18 protein-coding genes and 1 tRNA gene are annotated in these 18,975 nt (G+C 68.5%); 10 read left to right on the top strand and 9 right to left on the bottom strand.

The genetic code is table 11. The features are described 5' to 3' along the window. Window positions 1-47: 47 nt before the first annotated feature. Window positions 48-1,442, bottom strand: a complete 1,395-nt coding sequence (locus ACZK39_RS00460) for an alpha,alpha-trehalose-phosphate synthase (UDP-forming) (RefSeq protein ID WP_182782915.1) — start codon at window positions 1,440-1,442, stop codon at window positions 48-50. A 68-nt stretch (window positions 1,443-1,510) separates the two neighbouring features. Here ACZK39_RS00460 and otsB point away from each other — a divergent pair, with 68 nt between their 5' ends. Then, window positions 1,511-2,338, top strand: a complete 828-nt coding sequence (otsB, locus tag ACZK39_RS00455; RefSeq protein ID WP_463612213.1) for a trehalose-phosphatase — start codon at window positions 1,511-1,513, stop codon at window positions 2,336-2,338. A gap of 22 nt (window positions 2,339-2,360) precedes the next feature. Here otsB and ACZK39_RS00450 read toward each other — a convergent pair. Both ACZK39_RS00450 and ACZK39_RS00445 read right to left on the bottom strand, forming a co-directional pair. Next, window positions 2,361-2,434: transfer RNA gene (locus tag ACZK39_RS00450), tRNA-Ile, on the bottom strand. Window positions 2,435-2,473: 39 nt separating this feature from the next. Then, window positions 2,474-3,352, bottom strand: a complete 879-nt coding sequence (locus ACZK39_RS00445) for a hypothetical protein (protein ID WP_459054322.1) — start codon at window positions 3,350-3,352, stop codon at window positions 2,474-2,476. A 127-nt stretch (window positions 3,353-3,479) separates the two neighbouring features. Here ACZK39_RS00445 and ACZK39_RS00440 point away from each other — a divergent pair, with 127 nt between their 5' ends. The 5 genes from ACZK39_RS00440 to ACZK39_RS00420 are packed head-to-tail and all read left to right on the top strand — an operon-like array spanning window position 3,480 to window position 8,229. Next, the gene (locus ACZK39_RS00440; protein WP_182782912.1) at window positions 3,480-4,544 is read left to right on the top strand and encodes an AAA family ATPase; all 1,065 of its coding nucleotides are present in this window, start codon (window positions 3,480-3,482) and stop codon (window positions 4,542-4,544) included. Window positions 4,545-4,553: 9 nt separating this feature from the next. Beyond that, the gene (locus ACZK39_RS00435; RefSeq protein ID WP_182782911.1) at window positions 4,554-5,633 is read left to right on the top strand and encodes a DUF58 domain-containing protein; all 1,080 of its coding nucleotides are present in this window, start codon (window positions 4,554-4,556) and stop codon (window positions 5,631-5,633) included. Beyond that, window positions 5,634-6,593 carry a VWA domain-containing protein gene (locus ACZK39_RS00430; RefSeq protein ID WP_182782910.1) on the top strand — a complete coding sequence of 320 codons (960 nt, stop codon included), beginning with the start codon at window positions 5,634-5,636 and terminating at the stop codon, window positions 6,591-6,593. Then, window positions 6,590-7,546 carry a VWA domain-containing protein gene (locus ACZK39_RS00425; protein ID WP_182782909.1) on the top strand — a complete coding sequence of 319 codons (957 nt, stop codon included), beginning with the start codon at window positions 6,590-6,592 and terminating at the stop codon, window positions 7,544-7,546. The genes ACZK39_RS00430 and ACZK39_RS00425 overlap by 4 nt, the downstream gene beginning before the upstream one ends. Continuing rightward, window positions 7,543-8,229: a YggS family pyridoxal phosphate-dependent enzyme gene (locus ACZK39_RS00420; protein WP_182782908.1), complete on the top strand. Its 687-nt coding sequence runs from the start codon at window positions 7,543-7,545 to the stop codon at window positions 8,227-8,229. Before ACZK39_RS00425 ends, ACZK39_RS00420 begins: the two co-directional genes overlap by 4 nt. Here ACZK39_RS00420 and ACZK39_RS00415 read toward each other — a convergent pair. Then, window positions 8,223-10,058, bottom strand: coding sequence for an alpha/beta hydrolase family protein (locus tag ACZK39_RS00415; RefSeq protein WP_459054323.1), 1,836 nt, complete (start codon window positions 10,056-10,058; stop codon window positions 8,223-8,225). The two genes, ACZK39_RS00420 and ACZK39_RS00415, sit on opposite strands and share 7 nt — an antisense overlap. A gap of 134 nt (window positions 10,059-10,192) precedes the next feature. On the opposite strand from ACZK39_RS00415, the gene ACZK39_RS00410 reads away from it, so the two are divergent. Beyond that, window positions 10,193-10,717 carry a DUF3145 domain-containing protein gene (locus ACZK39_RS00410; RefSeq protein ID WP_182782906.1) on the top strand — a complete coding sequence of 175 codons (525 nt, stop codon included), beginning with the start codon at window positions 10,193-10,195 and terminating at the stop codon, window positions 10,715-10,717. Window positions 10,718-10,730: 13 nt separating this feature from the next. On the opposite strand, the gene ACZK39_RS00405 is transcribed toward ACZK39_RS00410, so the two are convergent. The 5 genes from ACZK39_RS00405 to ACZK39_RS00385 form a co-directional block, all read right to left on the bottom strand. After that, the gene (locus ACZK39_RS00405; RefSeq protein WP_182782905.1) at window positions 10,731-11,987 is read right to left on the bottom strand and encodes a beta-ketoacyl-[acyl-carrier-protein] synthase family protein; all 1,257 of its coding nucleotides are present in this window, start codon (window positions 11,985-11,987) and stop codon (window positions 10,731-10,733) included. A 70-nt stretch (window positions 11,988-12,057) separates the two neighbouring features. Next, window positions 12,058-12,303 carry an acyl carrier protein gene (locus tag ACZK39_RS00400; RefSeq protein WP_182782904.1) on the bottom strand — a complete coding sequence of 82 codons (246 nt, stop codon included), beginning with the start codon at window positions 12,301-12,303 and terminating at the stop codon, window positions 12,058-12,060. Between the two features lie 44 nt (window positions 12,304-12,347). Next, window positions 12,348-13,337 carry a beta-ketoacyl-ACP synthase III gene (locus ACZK39_RS00395; RefSeq protein ID WP_182782903.1) on the bottom strand — a complete coding sequence of 330 codons (990 nt, stop codon included), beginning with the start codon at window positions 13,335-13,337 and terminating at the stop codon, window positions 12,348-12,350. A 7-nt stretch (window positions 13,338-13,344) separates the two neighbouring features. After that, complete coding sequence (locus ACZK39_RS00390) at window positions 13,345-14,280, bottom strand: ACP S-malonyltransferase (RefSeq protein ID WP_459054325.1); 936 nt, start codon at window positions 14,278-14,280, stop codon at window positions 13,345-13,347. 100 nt (window positions 14,281-14,380) lie between these two features. Beyond that, complete coding sequence (locus ACZK39_RS00385; protein ID WP_459056566.1) at window positions 14,381-15,472, bottom strand: PucR family transcriptional regulator; 1,092 nt, start codon at window positions 15,470-15,472, stop codon at window positions 14,381-14,383. 147 nt (window positions 15,473-15,619) lie between these two features. Here ACZK39_RS00385 and cobF point away from each other — a divergent pair, with 147 nt between their 5' ends. The 3 genes from cobF to ACZK39_RS00370 all read left to right on the top strand — a co-directional run bounded on the left by cobF (window position 15,620) and on the right by ACZK39_RS00370 (window position 18,876). Further along, window positions 15,620-16,357 carry a precorrin-6A synthase (deacetylating) gene (cobF, locus tag ACZK39_RS00380; RefSeq protein ID WP_459054326.1) on the top strand — a complete coding sequence of 246 codons (738 nt, stop codon included), beginning with the start codon at window positions 15,620-15,622 and terminating at the stop codon, window positions 16,355-16,357. A 90-nt stretch (window positions 16,358-16,447) separates the two neighbouring features. Next, complete coding sequence (locus ACZK39_RS00375; protein ID WP_459054327.1) at window positions 16,448-17,854, top strand: alanine/glycine:cation symporter family protein; 1,407 nt, start codon at window positions 16,448-16,450, stop codon at window positions 17,852-17,854. Window positions 17,855-17,859: 5 nt separating this feature from the next. Then, on the top strand, window positions 17,860-18,876 hold the full coding sequence (locus ACZK39_RS00370; protein ID WP_370585738.1) for a PHP domain-containing protein: 1,017 nt from the start codon (window positions 17,860-17,862) through the stop codon (window positions 18,874-18,876). Window positions 18,877-18,975 lie beyond the last annotated feature (99 nt).

Here is an 18,975-nt window from a genome sequence, read left to right as displayed (position 1 = left end):
GATAGGAGTGCGACATCCGGGCAACGTCCGTGGGCCAGGAAGGGTGCTCAGCTGAGCTCAGCCAGGTCCCCGAGGAATGCTTGGGCCCAATCGTCGATCGTGTGAGTCTCCACCTGCTTCTTCAGGGCGCGCATCCGCCGCTGGCGGGCACGCACCGTGTCCGTGGCCGCCTGCATCAGCGCGGACTTCATCCCGTTGAGGTCGTAGGGGTTGACGAGATAGGCCTGCTTCAGTTCCAGTGCGGCGCCCGCGAACTCGCTCAGCACCAGCGCGCCGCTGGTGTTGGGGTGGCAGGCCACGTACTCCTTCGCCACCAGGTTCATCCCGTCCCGAAGCGGCGTGACCACCATCACGTCAGCGATCCTGTACATGGCCGCCATGGTCGCCCGAGGGTAGCCGGCGTGCCTGTACACGATTGCGGGGCGCCCGACCCCTCCCACCTCCGAGTTGATCCGGCCCACCAGTTGGTCGATGTCGTCTCGCAGGCGCTTGTACTCCTCGACGCGTTCACGCGACGGTGTGGCCACCTGGACGAAGACGACATCCGACGGATCCAGCTTGCCTTCCGCGAACAGCTCACCCATCGCGCGGACCCTCTGCCGGAGCCCCTTGGTGTAGTCCAACCGGTCCACGCCCAGGAAGACCAGCTTGGGATGCCCCAACTCGTCGAGCAGCGACTCGGCCTCCGCGATCACTTCCGGGGAAGCGGCCAGGTCTGCGAAGCCCTGGGCGTCGATCGAGATCGGATAGGCGCGGGCTGCACAGCGATGGCCCGACGTCACGCGGACCGTGTCACGCTCAACCTTGTGTGTGGTGAGCCGGCGCACCAGCCGAAGGAAGTTGGCGGCGCCCCCGGGCACCTGGAAACCGATCAGATCCGCCCCGAGCAGCCCCTCAAGAATCTCCTTGCGCCACGGCAGCTGGGAGAAGATCTCCCCGGGCGGGAAGGGGATATGCAGGAAAAAGCCAATCCTCAGGTCTGGCCTCAACGCACGGAGCAGTTGCGGGACAAGTTGGAGCTGGTAGTCCTGGACCCACACCGTCGCTCCTTCGGCCGCAGCCTCTGCAGCCGCCTCCGCGAAGCGCTTGTTGACCGTCACGTAGGCGTCCCACCACTCCCGGTGAAACTCGGGAAAGGCCACCGTGTCGTGGTAGAGCGGCCACAGCGTGGCGTTGGAGAATCCCTCGTAGTACTCCTCGTGCTCCTCGGCGCTCAGCGGCACCGGCACGATGTCGTAGCCGTCGTGGGCGAAGGGTTGAACGGTTTCGTCCGCCGCGCCATGCCACCCCACCCACGCGCCACCCTGTTGGCGCATCACCGGTTCGAGGGCGGTGACCAGACCGCCTGGCGAGCTGCGCCAGTCGACTGACCCGTCGTCTCCTGTCACCCGGTCCACCGGAAGCCTGTTCGCGACGACGACAAAGCTGGCACGTTCCATCATGGTTCCTCCTCAACTCGCCCCCACCCTACCGAGCCCGACAGGGCATCGCTGCGTGGCAGAGTGGGTCCATGACGACCTGGCATGCACGAACCCCAGCCGCCCACGACTTCCTGGCCGCCGCAACAGCAGCCCCCGACTCGGTCCTTGTGGCCCTGGACTTCGACGGCACTCTTGCGCCCATCGTCGACGACCCTGAAACCTCGGCGATGCATCCCGAGGCCGCGGATGCGCTGGCCGGCCTGGGGCCGAAGGTCGGGCAGGTGGCCATCATCACCGGGCGTCCCGTGGCGAAGGTCCGCCAACTCGGACAGCTTGAGCGACGCGCCGGCCTGGGCGGGGTCATCGTGATGGGGCAGTACGGGGCAGAACGGTGGGATGCGCGTACAGGCGTCGAGACCCCGCCCGAAACGCCCCAGAGCGTCGCCGTGGCCACGGTGCAGATCGAACGGGCGCTGGCGGATCTCGGACTGCCAGGCGTGCACCTCGAGGACAAGGGGCAGGCGATCGGGATCCACGTGCGTCGTTGCCCGGACCCCACGGCCGCCTTCGCGACGCTGAAGCCCGTCGCCGCGGAGATCGCAGAGGCCAACGGACTGACCCTCGAGCCGGGCAAGCACGTCCTTGAGTTGCGCTCGTCCTCGATGACCAAGGGCGATGCGCTACGCGCACTCATCGAGGAGACCGGAGCCACCGTCGTGGCGATGTGTGGCGACGACCTTGGTGACCTCCCTGCCTTCGATCTGCTGCGGGAGTTGCGCGATGACGGTGTGACCACCTGCATCGTCGTGAGCGGATCCCACGAACTCCCCGCGTTGATCGACCATGCCGACGTGCTGGCGGACGGTCCCGCAGGAGTCGCGGCCTGGCTGGCCGCGTTGTCGCGGCACCTACCCTGATCAGCTTGGCCTGATCCGAACGTGGGGCGAGCGGGGCTCGAACCCGCGACCCGCGGATTATGAGTCCGCTGCACTAACCGGCTGTGCTATCGCCCCTGGGTCGCCCGCCAGCATATCGCGTGCCCGAGGCGAGGTTCAGAGACGAGGGTTCGGCGACGGGTCGCCCGGCCCTGACTCGTTGCCGCTGGGCTGATTCATCGACGGGCTCTGCGTGTAGGGCCCCGGGTCGTTCCCCGGGCTGCCCGACGGGCTCCCACTGCCATCGCCCTGGGACGGCGAGGCGGACTGAGGGCTGCCTGAGCCCGATCCTGAACCTCCGCTGCCCTCACCCATCGACGGGATGGGCTGCGGCGCGTTGACCGGCGGCTGATTCTGGAACAGCAGGATGGCCAGCAGCAGCGCCAGCGCCGTCAGGAGCGCCATGAGCAGGAATGACACCAGCACCGTGATCCACCCCGCGCGATCGGTACGGCCGGGCCAGGGGAGTGGCCACATGCGGGTGGCGCCCCGCTCGGTCCGGCTGATCCAATGAAGCCGGTAGTCCGGCCCCGCCGGCTCGCTGAGCGGCGGGATGCGGGACAGATCGACGGCGCGCAGCACGCGGTCCGCCTCGTGGACCGCCGCCAACGAGCCGTCGAAGGCGAGCGCGACCCACGGGGCCAGCGGGGGGTGCTGCGAAAGCTGAGGGTCGCCGCCCTCTTCCCGGAACCGGACGGACATGCGCCCCTCATGCTGCCCCTCTCCGCCTCGCGCCACCACGGTGTCGATGTGCATGGCGTTGACCTCGCCGGAGAAGCGTGCGCGAGCGGCAGCATCCGTAGCGGCGCCCGCAGACAGCAGAATCAGCAGCACCGAGTCGCCGCCGTCCTCGTGAGCGGCGAAGGCCGTGCCTGCCGGCGTCGCAGTGAGGCACGAATCGAGCCAGAAATCGCCGACCCGGGCGGGATCGTCGTCCCGCAACGGATGATGGCCGGCCTTCGGGGCCGGCGCGGCGGGATCGTCGTGCGTGCTCATCGGTACCATCAAACCACGGTGCGCAAGAACGCTGCGCCACCCGATGCGCCTCCGTGAAGCCATGTGGGTGCTGTGACGGGGGCGCTATCGTTGAGCGCGGGTCACCCGAGCCAGAAGGAGTCACCGCGTGAGCACTACGCCGACGCAACACACGCAGCTGCCCCGCGATGTCGCGGACGCCGCGCGCCTGCTGGGTCAGGCGGTCAGCCAGGTGCAGCGCGTCATCGTCGGCCAGGAACACATGGTCCAGCAGCTGATGGTGGCCCTTCTTGCCAAGGGGCACTGCCTGCTCGAGGGTGTGCCCGGTGTGGCGAAGACACTGGCGGTGCGGTCGTTCGCCACGGTCGTGGGCGGAGACTTCGCCCGAGTTCAGTTCACCCCGGACCTGGTGCCCTCGGACATCGTCGGCACCCGGATCTACTCCGCCAAGTCCGAGAATTTCGAGATCGAGCTCGGTCCCGTGTTCGTCAACTTCGTGCTCGCCGATGAGATCAACCGCGCACCCGCGAAGGTCCAGTCGGCCATGCTCGAGCTGATGGCCGAGAAGCAGGTCTCGATCGGCGGAAAGACGTATCCGGCGCCCAAGCCCTTCATCGTGATCGCCACCCAGAACCCCATCGAGTCCGAAGGCGTCTACCCCCTGCCCGAGGCGCAGCGGGACCGCTTCCTCCTGAAGGTGGACGTGCCCTACCCGCGCGGCAACGAGGAACTGGAGATCCTCCGACGGATGAGCGTCAGCCCGCCTGAGGCGTCGCGTGTGTTGGATCCGAGCCTCGTCCGCCATCTCCAGGACATGGCGTCCAACGTCTTCGTCCACAATCTGGTGGCCGAGTACATCGTCCGTCTCGTCCTCGCCTCCCGCACCCCGGCCGAGTTCGGCATGCCGGACCTCACCGGCGTCATCCAGATCGGCTGCTCGCCGCGTGCCACGCTGGGCCTGGTCGCGGCCGCCCGCGCCCTGGCGCTCATCAACGGCCGCGACTATGTGCTTCCCACCGATGTCCAGGCCGTCGCCAAGGACGTGATGGCCCACCGCATCGTCCTCGGCTTCGACGCGGTCGCCGACAACATCAGCACAGCGGATGTTGTCGACCGGATCCTGGCGATGGTTCCCGCACCCACGCCCGTGTGGAGCGAGCAGCAACGGCAGGTGGCGCACGAGCAGCACGCGCACCAGCCCGGACGCAGCTAGGGAGGGCCCATGGCCCAACCCGGCTTCTCGTTCACCGGCCCACCCCCGCAGGGTCCTCCGCTGCCGCCTCCGGACAAGACCGGCGCTGAGTGGTCCGTCCTCAGGCCACCGGCAGGCCCGACCATCCCGTTGAGCAAGCTCGCCCCGGAGGCTGCGCTGCGCAGACTCGAGCTGACGATCGTGCGCCGGTTGGAGGGGTTCCTGCACGGCGACCACCTTGGGCTCCTGCCGGGCGCCGGGTCGGACACCAACGATGCGCGTGTCTACCAGCCGGGTCAGGACGACGTCCGCAAGATGGACTGGGCCGTGACCGCACGCACCACCGTCCCGCACGTCCGCGACACGATGGCGGACCGTGAGCTCGAGGTGTGGGCGCTCCTCGACGTGACGCCGTCGATGAACTGGGGCACCGAGGGGGTCACCAAACGGGACCTCGGGATCGCGGCCATCGCCACCATCGGCTTCCTCAGCCAGCGGATGGGGGACCGGTTCGGCGGCATGATGATGCTCCCGGACCGGGTCAAGCGGCTGCCCGCCCGCTCCGGCCGCACCGCGCTCTACGGGCTCCTGCGCAAGATGTTGACCGAGCCGATTGTGCCGGACCATGCACCCGGACAGCTTGAGCTGGCCGACGGCATCGAGCAGATGACCCGGTCGCAGCGCCGCCGCGGTATGAGGGTGATCGTCTCCGACTTCCTCACCCCCGGAGACGCCGAGCTAGACCCGGCCGTGCCGCCGCCGTGGGAGCGGGCCGTGCGGCGTCTCGCGGTGCGCAACCAGGTGCTGTGCGTCGAGGTGATCGACAGGCACGAGATGGAGTTCCCGGACGTGGGCGAGATGCTCATCCACGACCCCGAGACCTCGTTCTCCCGCTACGTCAATACCTCCGACGACGCGGCCAGGCGGCGAATGGACGCCGCGACAAAGGCGCAGCGTGAGCGCATCAAGGTGTCGCTGCGCCGCGCCGGAGCCGGCCACATCCAGCTGCGGACCGATCGCGACTGGGTGGCCGACATCGCCCGCTTCGTGCTCAACTACCGCCGGGTGGCAGGCATGCTGCATCAGCCACCCCAGGGGGTGAGCAAGTAGGTGATCCCGGACTTCCAGAACCCCGAGCGGTTGTGGACGCTGGCCCTGCTGCCGGTGCTCATCGTCGTGTACCTCATCCTGCTCCGCCTCAAGGGCCGGATCGCCCTGCGGTTCACCAACACCGGTGTCCTTGCCAGGGTCGTCGGGCATCAGCGCCGGTGGACACGGCACCTGGCAGTCGCAATGTCGCTGGCCTCGCTGGTGGCCCTCGGGCTTGCCTACGCCAACCCGTTGGGCACCGAGCGCCAGCCCCGCGAGCGCGCCACCGTGGTGATGGTCATCGACACGTCCTTATCGATGTCTGCTGAGGACGTGCCGCCGGACAGGCTCACCGCCGCGAAGGAGGCGGCCGTCAGCTTCATCCAGGAGATCCCGGACGCCTACAACGTGGCCGTCGTCGCGATGGACGCCAACCCCTCCATCGTCGTGCCGCCCACCACGGACCGGGGCGTCACCGAGCGTGCGATCAACTCGTTGGAGCTCGCGGATGGAACCGCGATCGGGGAGTCGATCACCTCCGCGCTCCGCGCCGTCGATCAGGCGCCCCCGGGCGACGCCGAGGACGAGCCCGCTCCCGCCATGATCGTGCTGCTCTCGGATGGCACCAACACCGAAGGGCCCCCGGCCGAAGGACCCACCGCCGAGGCGCAGGAACGGGGAGTCCCCATCTTCACCATTGCCTACGGCACGCAGAATGGGTTTGTGGACCTGGACGGGCAGCGAGAGAACGTGGCACCCGACACGGCTGCCCTGAAGGCGATCGCTGACGCGACGGGAGGGCGGGCCGTGGACGCAGACGACGCCGCGTCGCTGGTGGAGGCCTACCGTGACATCGGCTCGGTGGTGGGGTTTGAGGACGTGAAGAAGCCGATCACGGCCCAGTATGCGTTCTTCGCGCTGGGGTTCGCCGTCGTGGCTGCACTCGGCGCGGTCATGATGGCGGCACGGTGGCCACGATGATTCCCCTGGCGCTCGAGTTCATGCTGCCGCAGCGCCTGTGGGCGCTCCTGGTGATCCCCCTGATCGCGGTGCTCTATGTCGTGCTGTCGGGGCGGACCACCCACCGCCCCATGAGCAGCCGGCTGCGTCTGGTCGTGCCCAAGGACGCCGCCTGGAAGCGCCACGGGGCCGTGCTTCTCGCCCTCCTCAGCCTGGGAGCGCTCATCATCGCCTGGGCGGTCCCGAAGGATTATGTGGACAAGCCGCGGGACCGCGCCACCGTGGTGGTCGCCCTTGACGTGTCGTGGTCCATGGAAGCCGAGGACGTCGATCCCAACAGACTTGCCGCCGCTCAGGCTGGGGCCAAGGCGTTCATCGGCTCCCTGCCAGAGCGGTTCAATGTGGCACTTGTGACCTTCGCCGGCACCCCGAATGTCGCGGTGCCGCCCACGATCGACCGCGGCGTGATCGACCGAGCCATCGACGCTGTGGAGCTGGCCCCCTCCACCGCCGTCGGTGAGGGGGTGTACGCGAGCCTCGATGCGCTGAAGCTGGTGCCCCCGGACCCCGATGATCCAGAGGCGGTTGCGCCCGCTGCGATCGTGCTCCTCTCAGATGGTGCCACCAACATCGGCCGCTCCTCCTCGGGCGCCGCGGCGGCGGCAAGCGAGGCCGGGGTGCCCGTCCACACCATCGCGTACGGCACTGACAACGGCTTCGTCGAGCAGGATGGCCAACGCCAACGGGTGGCGGTGGACCACTACGAGCTCTCCGAGATCGCGAGGCTCTCAGGCGGAAAGAAGTACGCGGCTGAGAGCAGCAGCCAGCTGCGCGAGGTGTACGAGGCCATCCGCCAGTCCGTGGGCACCGAGAAGGTCCCCGCGGAGGTTACCGACCGCTACGCCGGATTGGCGATCATCTTCGCCGTCCTCGCGGCCCTGGGCGTCATCTCGTTGGGGGCGCGCTGGCCATGAGCATCGCGGAGCGGCTTGCCTCGGTACGCGCGGAGATCGACGACGCGTGCCGCGCCGCCGGCCGAGATCCAGCCGCCGTGCGGCTGCTTCCCGTGTCGAAGTACCACGGCCCGGATCAGATCCGCGAGGCCCACGCCGTGGGCTACAGCCTGTTCGGGGAGAACAAGGTGCAGGAGTTGGCGGCCAAACACGCGGAGCTGGCGGGTGAGGGAATCGGGTTCGCGGTGATCGGACACGTCCAGACCAACAAGGCCAGGGCCGTGGCGGAACTCGCCGCCGAACTGCATTCGCTCGACTCACTGCGGCTCGCGGAGGCCCTGCAGCGGCGCCTCGAGCAGCTGGGCCACCGCCTCCCGGTGTTGATTCAGGTCAACACCTCCCAGGAGGAGGCGAAGTTCGGCATCGCGTCCGAGGACGCCGTGAACTTCGCGCGTGAGCTGGCCGCATTCGACGCTCTTGAGGCGCGGGGACTGATGACGATGGCGGTCAACAGCCCGGACGTCTCGGCCGTGGCCGCCTGCTTCTCCAGCCTGGTGGAGGCGCAGTCCCGCATCCGTGACGCCGTGGGGGGAGGCTGGGACGAGCTGAGCATGGGCATGTCCAGCGACTTCCGCATCGCCATCGCCCACGGAGCCACCACTGTGCGTCTCGGAACCGCAGTTTTCGGTCCGCGCGGCTACTGAGGCAGGTTCTCGATCTCCAGGCGGGGGACATCCGGGCTCGCGGGCATGCCGAAGATCTGTTCGAGGAACGAGACCTGGGCCTCCAGGGACCGGCGCCTCGCAGCCAAGGTGCGGAATCCGTGGCCCTCACCGTCGAAGACAAGCAGCGCCACCGGTTGCCCGGCGGAGCGCACGGCCTCCGCCATCTCCCTCGCCTGTGTCGGTGGCACCACCTTGTCCTCCGAGCCCTGGAGGATCAGCATGGGGGTGCGCAGGTTCTCAAGGTGGTTGATGGGGGAGCGGTCCTCGTAGACGGACCGTCCCTCAGGCCAGGGGGCCACCAGCCCGTCGAGGTACCGCGACTCGGCCTTGTGCGTGTCGGTGGCCAGCGTTGGGAGGTACCCGATGCCGTAGCGGCTGATCCCGGCGGCGTAGATGTCCGTCGAGACAAGAGACTTCAAGGTGGTGAAACCGCCCGCGCTGCCGCCGGTGATGGCCACGCGATCCGGATCGACGTGTCCCGCCTCCACGAGGGCAAGCACCACCGCCTCCGCATCGGCCACGTCGAGCTCTCCCCATCGTCCACGGAGCCTGTCGCGGTAGACCCTCCCGAAACCCGTCGAGCCCGAATAGTTGACGTCAACGACGGCAAAGCCGCGCGAGACCCAGAAGGCGATGCCCGCGTCGTAGGCGCAGGTGGCCATCGACGTGGGGCCGCCATGGGTGTACACGATCAGCGGTGCCCTCTCGGCCTCCGGCAGGTACAGCCAGGAGTGCACCGGCCCCGCGGGGCCGTCGGCCCAGAACGCGATGGGGGACACGGCAGCAGGCTCGGGACTCGCCGCCCCCGCCACGTGGCTGATCGTTCCGTCGCGCAGGATGGAGACGAGGGTCGCAGGGCGATCCGTCCACTGGGCCACCACGTAGAGCGTCCCGTCCTGGGAGGCCACTGACTCGATGGCGGCCGTGCCCGGAAGCGGGTGGCTGACTTCTCCGGTGACGCTGTCCCACAGGGCCAGCTCGCCGCGGCCCTCGCGGAACACTACCGAGGCGACGACCCGATCCTCCACGACGGCTGCCGGCGGGGGAGTGAGCACCCAGGTGGGACCATCGCAGTCGTGGGCCACGCGCCATGCGGGTCCGCCCACCACCCGCCAGTTCCAGAACCCGGACGTGTCCTCACTGACGGCCAGCACCCCGTCGTCCAGCCACAGGGGGTGCTGCGTCGAGACCCCCGCGCGGCCGGCGACCGGGGCGGCGGCTGCGGTCTGCGTCAGAGGAGCCGACCACACCTCAGAGGTGTCCCAGCTCATGTCGGGATGGTTCCACTGATACCACGCCAGCAGCCCCGAGCGAAGAACCGGCCCGGCGTAGAAGTCTGCCCCCGTCGCGAGCACCCTGCCACCGTCGGGGTCGATTGAGGAGAGGGGGAGTGCGACGATCTCGGTGCGGGGCTCGGGTGAGGCCGAGTGGTCCTCACGCACGGCTACGGCGACGCCGTCCGCGAGGCTCAGGTGGAGGCCCCCGTAGACGAATGCGGTGCCCTGCTCCGTCAGCGGGCGGCGGCCGTCCCCGTCGTCGAACCAGATCTGCCCGGTGCGGTCGTCGCAGTACACCAGTGCGGCGCCGTCGGCCGCGTACGCTCCTCCGCCGTACTCCATCACCCGTGAACGGACCACGGAGTCAGGTGTGAGGTCCGTGACGACGCCCGCCGCCCAGCGACGCACCGTCACCCGGCCGTCCTCGGCGGCGATGGTCGCCAGCCAGTAGATGCCTGCGGCGGTGGCCTGCACCTGCGAGATGGCGTCGGGGACATTCAGCACGGCCTCAAGCGGCATGGGATCACGCATGGGGCCTTGTCTACCATGCCCCCCGCAGCAACCGGGCGTTGCGCGCAGCCTCCATTCGTGGGCACAATAGGCCCACACCTGGGCGGGCCTGATCGCAGGGGAAGGCAATCCGGCCCAACCAGGAGGTACCGACCATGTCTGCTCGTTTCGACACGATCAGTCAGCCCGTCGCGCGGGGGATGGTGTTCATCCACTCCGCGTTGGCTGCGCTGTGCCCGCATGTCGAGTGGGCCGGAGGTGCTGTCCTGGGCACTCGCATGGACCTCGAATGGTCGGAGCAGCCAGCCGAGCCGGGAAGCCGCCGTGCGGAGCTGTCCTGGACAGGTCCAGTCGGCACCGGAGCGGCTCTCGCCAGCGCATTGAGCCGGCTCACCCGGATCAGGTTCGAGGTGACGGAGGAACCCACGCCCGGCAGCGACGGTCAGCGATACTGCTTCACGCCCACCCTGGGCGCCTTCAGTGCCGTGGTGGGCGTACACGGGGACATCCTGGTGCCGGAGGATCGTCTCCGGCACGCCGTGGCCACGGAGGCACTCGGGGGCGAGCCCTTGCTCAAGGCACTCGAATCACTGCTGGGCGTCCCGTGGGACGAGGAACTCGACGTGTTCCGGCACGCCGGCGAGGACGCTCCCGTGCGGTGGCTCCACCAGGTGGTATAGCCACCGCCCAGGATCAGTCGGTGACGTTCTCGTTGGTGACGAGCACGGCCACGTTGTGGCCTCCGAAGCCGAAGCTGTTGTTGATAGCCGCAAGCGGGCCGGAGGGCAGCGCTCGGTTCGAGGTGGCCACGTCGATGCCCAGGTCTGGTTCGATGTTCTCCACATTGATCGTGCCCGGAACCATCCGGTCCCGTAGCGCCAACACGGAGGCCACCGTCTCGAGTGCTCCCGCGCCACCGAGCAGATGCCCGGTCATGGACTTGGTGGAGGTCACCACCACGTGGTCCGCCTCAGCACCCAGCGCGGTTCGGATGGAGCCGGCCTCGGTGACGTCACCTTGGGGCGTCGAGGTTCCGTGCGCGTTGACGTGCACGATGTCACGGGCGGTGAGACCCGCTTCCCGAAGCGCCTTGATCATCGCCTGGGACTGACCGTAGCCGTCCGGGTCCGGCTGGACGAGGTCGTGGCTGTCGGCCGTGATGCCGGCGCCGGCGAGGGTGCCGTAGATCCGGGCGCCACGGGCCTTGGCGTGCTCCAGAGTCTCGATCACCATGAGGGCGGCGCCCTCGGCGAGCACGAATCCGTCGCGGTCCACGTCCCACGGGCGCGAGGCGCGCTCCGGCTCGTCGTTGCGCCGAGACAGCGCCTGCATCTGACCGAAGGCTCCGATGGGGAGCGGGTGCACGACGGCCTCTCCGCCCCCGACCAGGACCACATCGGCGCGGCCGAGGCGGATCATGTCGAGACCCAGCGAGATCGCCTCATTGGAGGAAGCGCAGGCCGAGACAGGGGTGTGCACGCCCGCACGGGCGTGGATTTTGAGGCCGAGGTTGGCCGCGGGGGCATTGGCCATCAGCATCGGGATGGTGAACGGCGAGACGCGGCGGACGCCCTTGTCCTTCATCACGTCCCACTGGGAGAGCAGGGAGTGCAGCCCACCGATGCCGGTGGCGGACACGACGCCCAGCCTGTCGGGGTCGACGGGATTATCCTCGCCGAGGCCGAAGCCGGCGTCCGCCCAGGCGGCCAGGCCGGCGATCTGCATGAGTTGGGTGGAGCGGTCGAGTTTGCGCGCCTCGACGCGGTCCAGAACCTCGCTCGGGTCCACGGCCGCCTTGGCAGCGATGCGAGTGGGAAGCTGCTGAGCCCACTCCTCGGTCAGCGCCACCACGCCGGAACGTCCGGCGAGCATCGCAGTCCAGGTGCTGGCGACGTCTCCGCCGAGTGGTGTGGTCGCACCGAGACCGGTGATCACGACTGTGGTGGACATGGGGATCTCCTCGTCACTGCATGGGGGGTCGATGGGGGGCGGCCGGGTGTGCGGCCGCCCCTCGCATGCGTCAGTTGGACGCGCGCTCGATGTAGGCGACAGCGTCGCCGACGGTCTTGAGGTTCTTGGCGTCCTCGTCGGGGATCGAAACGCCGAACTTGTCCTCGCAGGCGTAGATGATCTCGACCATCGACAGCGAGTCGACGCCCAGGTCGTCGACGAAGGACTTGTCCAGCTGGACATCCTCGACTGCGACGCCGGCGATGTCGTTGACGATCTCGGAGAGATCTGAGCGGATTTCTTCAGTGCTAGCCATGGTGTGGCTCCTTCCTAGGTTCTTCTCTTTGGACACTCGTGGGGTCAGGGCAGGATCACGGTCTGGCCGGCGAACACGAGGCCCGCTCCGAAGCCGATGATCAGTGCACTGTCACCACTTTTGGCCTGCCCGGATTCGAGCAGCGCCTCCATCGCCAGCGGAACCGATGCCGCCGACGAATTGCCCATCTGGATGATGTCGCGGGCGACCACGACATCCTCGGGCAGCTTGAGGTGGCGCAACATCGAATCCGTGATCCGGTTGTTGGCCTGGTGGGGGATGAAGCAGTCCAGCTCATCGGCGGTGAGGCCGGAAGCCTCAAGCGTCTCGACGGCCTTCTCGACGATGGCCGTGGTGGCCCACTTGAACACCTCGCGACCCTCCATGTGGATGTAGGGACCTCCGGCGCCGGGCTCGACCCCGCGCCAGTCGTCGACCTCGATCACCTCGTGAGCCTCGGGCTTGGACCCCCAGACGGTGGGGCCGATCGCGGGCACGTCGCTGGGGCCGACGATGACGGCCCCAGCGCCGTCGGAGAAGAGGAAGGCGGTGGAGCGGTCGGTGGTATCGGTGTAGCTGGAGAGCACCTCCACGCCCAGCACCAGTACGTGTCTGGCGGAGCCGGTGCGGACCATGGACTCGGCCAGGCTGACGCCGTAACAGAAGCCGGCGCAAGCCGCCGAGATGTCGAAGGCGGCCGGGGCCGGGAGACCGAGGTCCTTGGCGAGGATCGCGGCAAGCGCCGGGGTCTGCATGAAGTGCGAGATGGTAGCCACGATGACGGCGTCGACGTCCGCGGGCTGCAGCCCGGCGCGCTCGATCGCCTTTCGGGACGCCTCCAGGCCGAGGGTCTCAGCGTCCTCGCCGTCGGCGACCCAGCGACGCTCCTTGATGCCCGTGCGCTGAGTGATCCACTCATCGGTGGAGTCGATCATGGTGCACAACTCGTCGTTGGTCACGACACGACTGCCGCGGGCACCTCCGACGGACATGATGCGGGCATACTCGGCGCCGGTTGAGGACTTGAGGGGCATGTCTGACCTACTCGGACTCGGGGGTGGGCTGGCTGTGGGTGCGGCAGAACTCGCGGGCCTCGTCGAGCTGATCGGGGGTGTTGAGGGCGAACAGCTCAACCCCCTTGAGGTTGCGCTTGGCAATGCCCGTGAGAGTACCGGACGGGGGCAGCTCGAGGAGGCCCGTGACGCCCATGTCGCGCATCGTGTCCATGCACAGGTCCCACCGCACCGGGTTGGCAACCTGCCGGATGATCCGGTCCAACGCTTCACTGCCGCTGGAGACGGCCGCCCCGTCGGCGTTGCTGAGCAGCGGCGTGACGGGGTCGCTGGCGCGCATTCCCTCTGCTTTGGCACGCAGCCGGTCCACCGCGGGAGCCATGTGGACGGTGTGGAACGCCCCGGCCACGCTGAGCGGGATCAGGCGGGCCCGCCGCGGCGGGTTCTCGGACAGGACCTCGAGCTCTTCGACGGTGCCGGCTGCGACGATCTGCCCGGATCCGTTGTTGTTGGCCGGGGTCAGGCCCGCGGCCTCAATCGCCGCGAGGACCTCGTCGCGGTCCCCGCCGATCACGGCGGTCATCGACGTGGGCCGGGCCGCGGACGCCTCCGCCATGGCCAGGCCGCGTTCGCGGACGAGGGCGAGCGCCTCCGTCGGGGAGATCACACCGGCGAGAGCAACGGCGGCCAACTCGCCCACCGAGTGCCCCGCAACCATGCCGACGCCCTCGAAAGAGGGGAGCAGCTCCGCCGCGACAGCCAGGGCGGAGGCCACCAGGAGCGGCTGCGCGACGGCGGTGTCGCGGATGGTCTCGGCATCCGCCTCGGTGCCGTAGTGCGCCAGGTCCAGACCCACCGCCGTCGAGTAGAGGGCAAGGCGCTCCGCGAACGCGGGCTCCGCCAACCAGGGAAGGAGAAAACCGGGGGTCTGGGCACCTTGGCCAGGAGCAACAATCACGAGCACGACAACCACTGTGCCCGTGCGGAGAGTCGGCTGCGGGCGTGAGACTCACGAATTTGCCCACCCGGCCTTTGTGGGAACCCCACAAGCCGGCGATCCGCGCTCAGCCGTTGAGCCTGCCCAACGTGATGGCCATCCGCAGCACATAGGCCTCGCGGGCGTCGGTGGGGTTGTAGCCGGTGGCCTCCTGGATCCGCTTCAGGCGATAGCGCACCGTGTTGGGGTGCACGAACAGGGCCCGTGCGGTGGCCTCCATCGAGGAGCCGCAGTCCAGGAACCCGACGCAGGTCTCCAGGAGCTCCTTGTTGGCGGCCAGCGCCGGGAAGATCTCCGACGCGAGGGTGCGCCGCGCATGCCCGTCGCCGGCGAGGGCGCGCTCGGGGAGGAGGTCCACCGACAACAGCGTCTGTGGCCCCTCCGGCCAGGCCTTCGCAGCCCTGAAACCGGACGCGGCAGCGCGCGCGGACTTCGGAGCCCCCGCCAGTCCGTCCACCGTCGGCCCCACGACCACGGGACCAGCGGCGAAGAAGTCCCGCAGCTTGGAGATCCGCTCGCAGGTGTCGACGGGGTCGCCGACTCCTGCCCCGCCCGCGATAACCACGAGCCGATCGCCCTGCGGGGCCGCCAGCACGTCGAGCGACAACTTCGACGCGGCGCGACGCAGCCCGTCGAGCACGGACGCCTCCTGCGGGGCTCCGCCGATGGCCACCGCCACCTTCGACTCGGTGTTCCAGCCCAGAGTCGAGGCCCGCGACAGCACGGACTCGTCGGTCTCCGCGCGGACCACGGCGTCGACGATGGTGGCCTCGATCCGCGAATCCCAGGCGCCGCGGGCCTCCGCGGCACGGGCGTAGATGGCGGCCGCGGCGAACGCGATCTCGCGGGAGTAGTGCACGATGCCCAGTTGAAGTGCCTGCCGGTCACCCCTGGGGAGAAGGTGCTGGATCTGCTCCTCCACCACCTCGGTGGTGGTGCGGACGAGGTCCACGGTCTGCTGGAGGCTGATCCGGCGCGCCATGGCCCGCGGGGCGGCGTCGAAGATCGACTCCGGGGTGAAAGGCTCGCCCGCGAACCAGGTGACGAAGCCGTCGATGCCGGAGCGGGCCAGGATGCCGATCCAGGAGCGTGACTCGGCGTCCAGCTGGCTGAACCACTCGTGCCGGGCGACGAGGGCGGCCAGTGTCGCGGTGTTCATCTCCGAGGTGGAGGCCTGAAGCCGCTTGATGAGGCCGGCGCGAGCGCGGGCCGACGAGATGAGCGCGGGCGCCGTCCCTGGCCGAAAGTCCATCCCGCCAGCCTAGTGGTGTCCTCCGTCGCTTCACCGGGGCTACGCTGGACAGCCATGGGACGCAAGGTATTCGTGATCGGCATCGGCCCCGGCGGGCTGGGGCAGCTGACGCTGGACGCCGTCGACGCCATGAACCAGGTGGACGTCTTTCTCGTCGGGGATCACAGTGAAGACCAGCCCGAGCTCGTCTGGCTCCGCAGCGAGCTGCTGCGCCGGCATGTGAACAGGCCGCACCGCGTGATCACGGTGCTGGACCCCAAGCGGGAGCACCCGGGGGCGGTGGATACGGGACGGCTCGCCACCTACAGCCACATCCTCTCCGGCCTGCCGACCGACGACGCGGTGGGGTTTCTCGCCTGGGGCGATCCGGGTCTCTACGACTCGATCCTGCGTGTCGTCGACGCACTCCGCGACAGATTGGCGCTCGAAGTCACCGTCATCCCTGGAGTGAGTGCCCTGCAGGTGCTGGCCGCCGCGCATCAGATCGCCCTGAACGCGGGCGCCTCCGTGCACATCACCACGGGGGCCAGGTTGCTCGCGGAGTACCGGCCCGAGCTCGGCGACGTGGTCGTGATGAATGACCCCGCGTTGGCCTGCCGAGGACTGATCGGGGAATTCCCGGACACCGAAGTGTTCTGGGGTGCCTACCTGGGCACCCCAGATCAGGTTCTGGCCAACGGGCCCCTGCGCACCATCGCCGGAGACCTGGCCGAACTGAGGCAGCGGCTCCAGGCCCACCATGGCTGGATCCACGACACGTATCTCCTCCGGCCTTTTCCTGACGCACGTTAACAATGCGTAACAAACGCCGGGCCGGGTCTCACCGTCGACCCCCATCGTTGCTAGGTTGACGCCGTTCGCCGAGATTGAAGGGCTACCGCCATGGAAGAACTGACCACAGTGCTCGAAACAATCGCGGGATTCGTGTGGGGGCCGTTCCTGCTCATTCCGCTGCTCCTGCTCACCGGCCTGTGGCTGACCATCAAGCTGCGCGGCATCCAGTTCCGCACGCTTGGGTCCGCCCTGCGGTTGGCGCTGTGGGAGCGCAAGGACGCTGACGCAGAGGGTGGCGACATCTCCCAGTTCCAGGCCCTCACCACGGCCCTCGCGGCCACTGTCGGGGTCGGAAACATCGTCGGCGTGGCCACCGCCATCTCGATCGGCGGCCCAGGAGCTCTGTTCTGGATGTGGGTCACCGGCCTGGTGGGCATGGCGTCGAAGTACTCGGAGGCCTTCCTGGCGGTGCGCTTCCGCACCGTCGACGCCAAGGGCGAGGCCTCCGGCGGCCCCCAGTACTACCTGAAGAAAGCGCTGCCGGGAACGTGGGGGGTGGCCCTCAGCATCATCTTTGCAGTGTTCGCCGTCCTCGCAAGCTTTGGCATCGGCAACATGACGCAGGGCAATGCTGTCGCGGCCAACGCCCAGAATGCGTTCGGAGTGGACCCGCAGATCACCGCGATCCTGATGGCGATCTTCGTGGGCGTGGTGATCGTCGGTGGTATCAAGAGCATCGGCAACGTGACGGCGGCCCTCGTTCCCTTCATGATCGTCTTCTACATCCTGGGCGCCCTCTACATCCTGATCGTCAACATCGTCGATCTGCCGGGGGCGTTGGCGCTGATCTTCGGACAGGCGTTCACTGGCCAAGGCGTGGCTGGCGGCATGTTCGGCAGCCTCCTGCTCACCGTGCAGATGGGCGTGGCGCGAGGCATCTTCTCCAACGAGTCCGGCATGGGTTCGGCGGCCATCGCCGCTGCCGCCGCCCAGACCACCCACCCCGTGCGTCAGGGTCTGGTGTCCATGACCCAGACCTTCATCGACACGCTCGTGGTCGTGTCGTTCACCGGCCTGGTGCTGGTCACCACGGGTGTGTGGAACGCCGACGCCAGTCCCGCGGTGCTCACCTCGATGGCCTTCAGCCACGGGCTGCCCGGAGAGTGGGGCGGCTACATCGTGGCCATCGGCGTCATCCTCTTCGCCCTCTCCACCATCATCGGCTGGTCCTACTACGGCGACCGCTGCGTCGAGCGGCTGTTCGGAGCACGGGCCACCATGGCCTACCGCATCACCTTCACCATCGTGGTCTACATCGGCGCCACCGTTCCGCTGGGCGTGGTCTGGGCGTTCGCAGACGTGATGAACGGTCTCATGGCACTGCCCAACCTCATCGGCCTGCTCCTGCTCTCCGGCCTCATCGCGCGCGAGACCAGCCATTACCTCAAGAACGATCCGAAGCTCCGGGCGGGTCGCAAGGAAGTCGACGAGTTCATGGTGGATCAGCCCCGCTGATCTCGGTGCCAGTGGACCCGGTCGCGGTGCTGCGCGAGTGCGCGTTCTGGCTGGAGCGTGCACTCGCGGACACGTACCGCATCCGCGCCTACCGTGAGGCCGCCGACGTCGCGGAGGCGATCGACCCCCGCGACCGCCCGGTGACGGAGGCAGGCTGGCGGGAGTTGCCGGGATTCGGTCCCAGGACGGCCTCTGTCGCGGCTGCCGCCCTGTCCGGTCATCTGCCGGAGGCCCTCGCGCGGCTCCGGGAGGAGGGGAGGGCCTCCCTGGATCCGGCAGGTGACACTCTCCGTGCAGTACTTCAGGGCGACCTCCACACACACACCTCCTGGTCCGACGGTGGCTCCCCGCTCGCCGAGATGGCGGCGGTTGCTGAGTCACTGGGTCACGCCTACTTTGCTGTCACCGACCATTCCCCGCGGCTGAGGGTCGCCAACGGACTGAGCCGGGAACGGCTGCTGGCCCAGTGGGACGAGATCGAGCGGGTGCAGAGGCAGCTGTCGATGCGACTCCTGCGTGGGATCGAAGTCGACGTTCTCAAGGACGGCTCGCTTGATCAGGCGGACGACCTGCTGGGTGGGCTGGACATCGTCGTGGCCTCTGTTCATTCCGACCTCCGGGCGGATCCGGCCAGTATGACGATGCGGATGATCGGTGCGATCTCCAATCCGCACACCACAGTGCTGGGGCACTGCACCGGCCGGAAGTTGCGCGCCGATGGGACGTGGCGCGAGCAGTCACGATTTGACGCGGAACTTGTGTTCGCGGCCTGCGCCATGTTCGGAGTGGCCGTCGAGATCAACTCGAGGCCGGAACGCCAGGACCCGCCCGTGGAGCTCCTGGAGATGGCTGTCGAAGCTGGGTGCCTGTTCAGCATCGACTCGGATGCGCACGCCCCGGGCCAACTGGACTTCCTCACCTACGGGGCGGCGAAGGCAGCCGCTGTAGCGATCGATCCGGATCGGATTATCACGACGTGGCCGGTCGACCGGCTGCTGGCACATGCGCGGCGCCACCGCTGACGATGCGGCCGGGACAAGGCTATGGCCCCGTCGTGACTGGTCCCCCCAACCTACCCATCACGACGTGGCCATCTGCTGATAGCAATTCTGCGGCTGCTG

This window comes from Tessaracoccus luoxuelianae (genome assembly GCF_055326245.1).
This window is presented reverse-complemented; position numbering and strand designations above follow the sequence as displayed.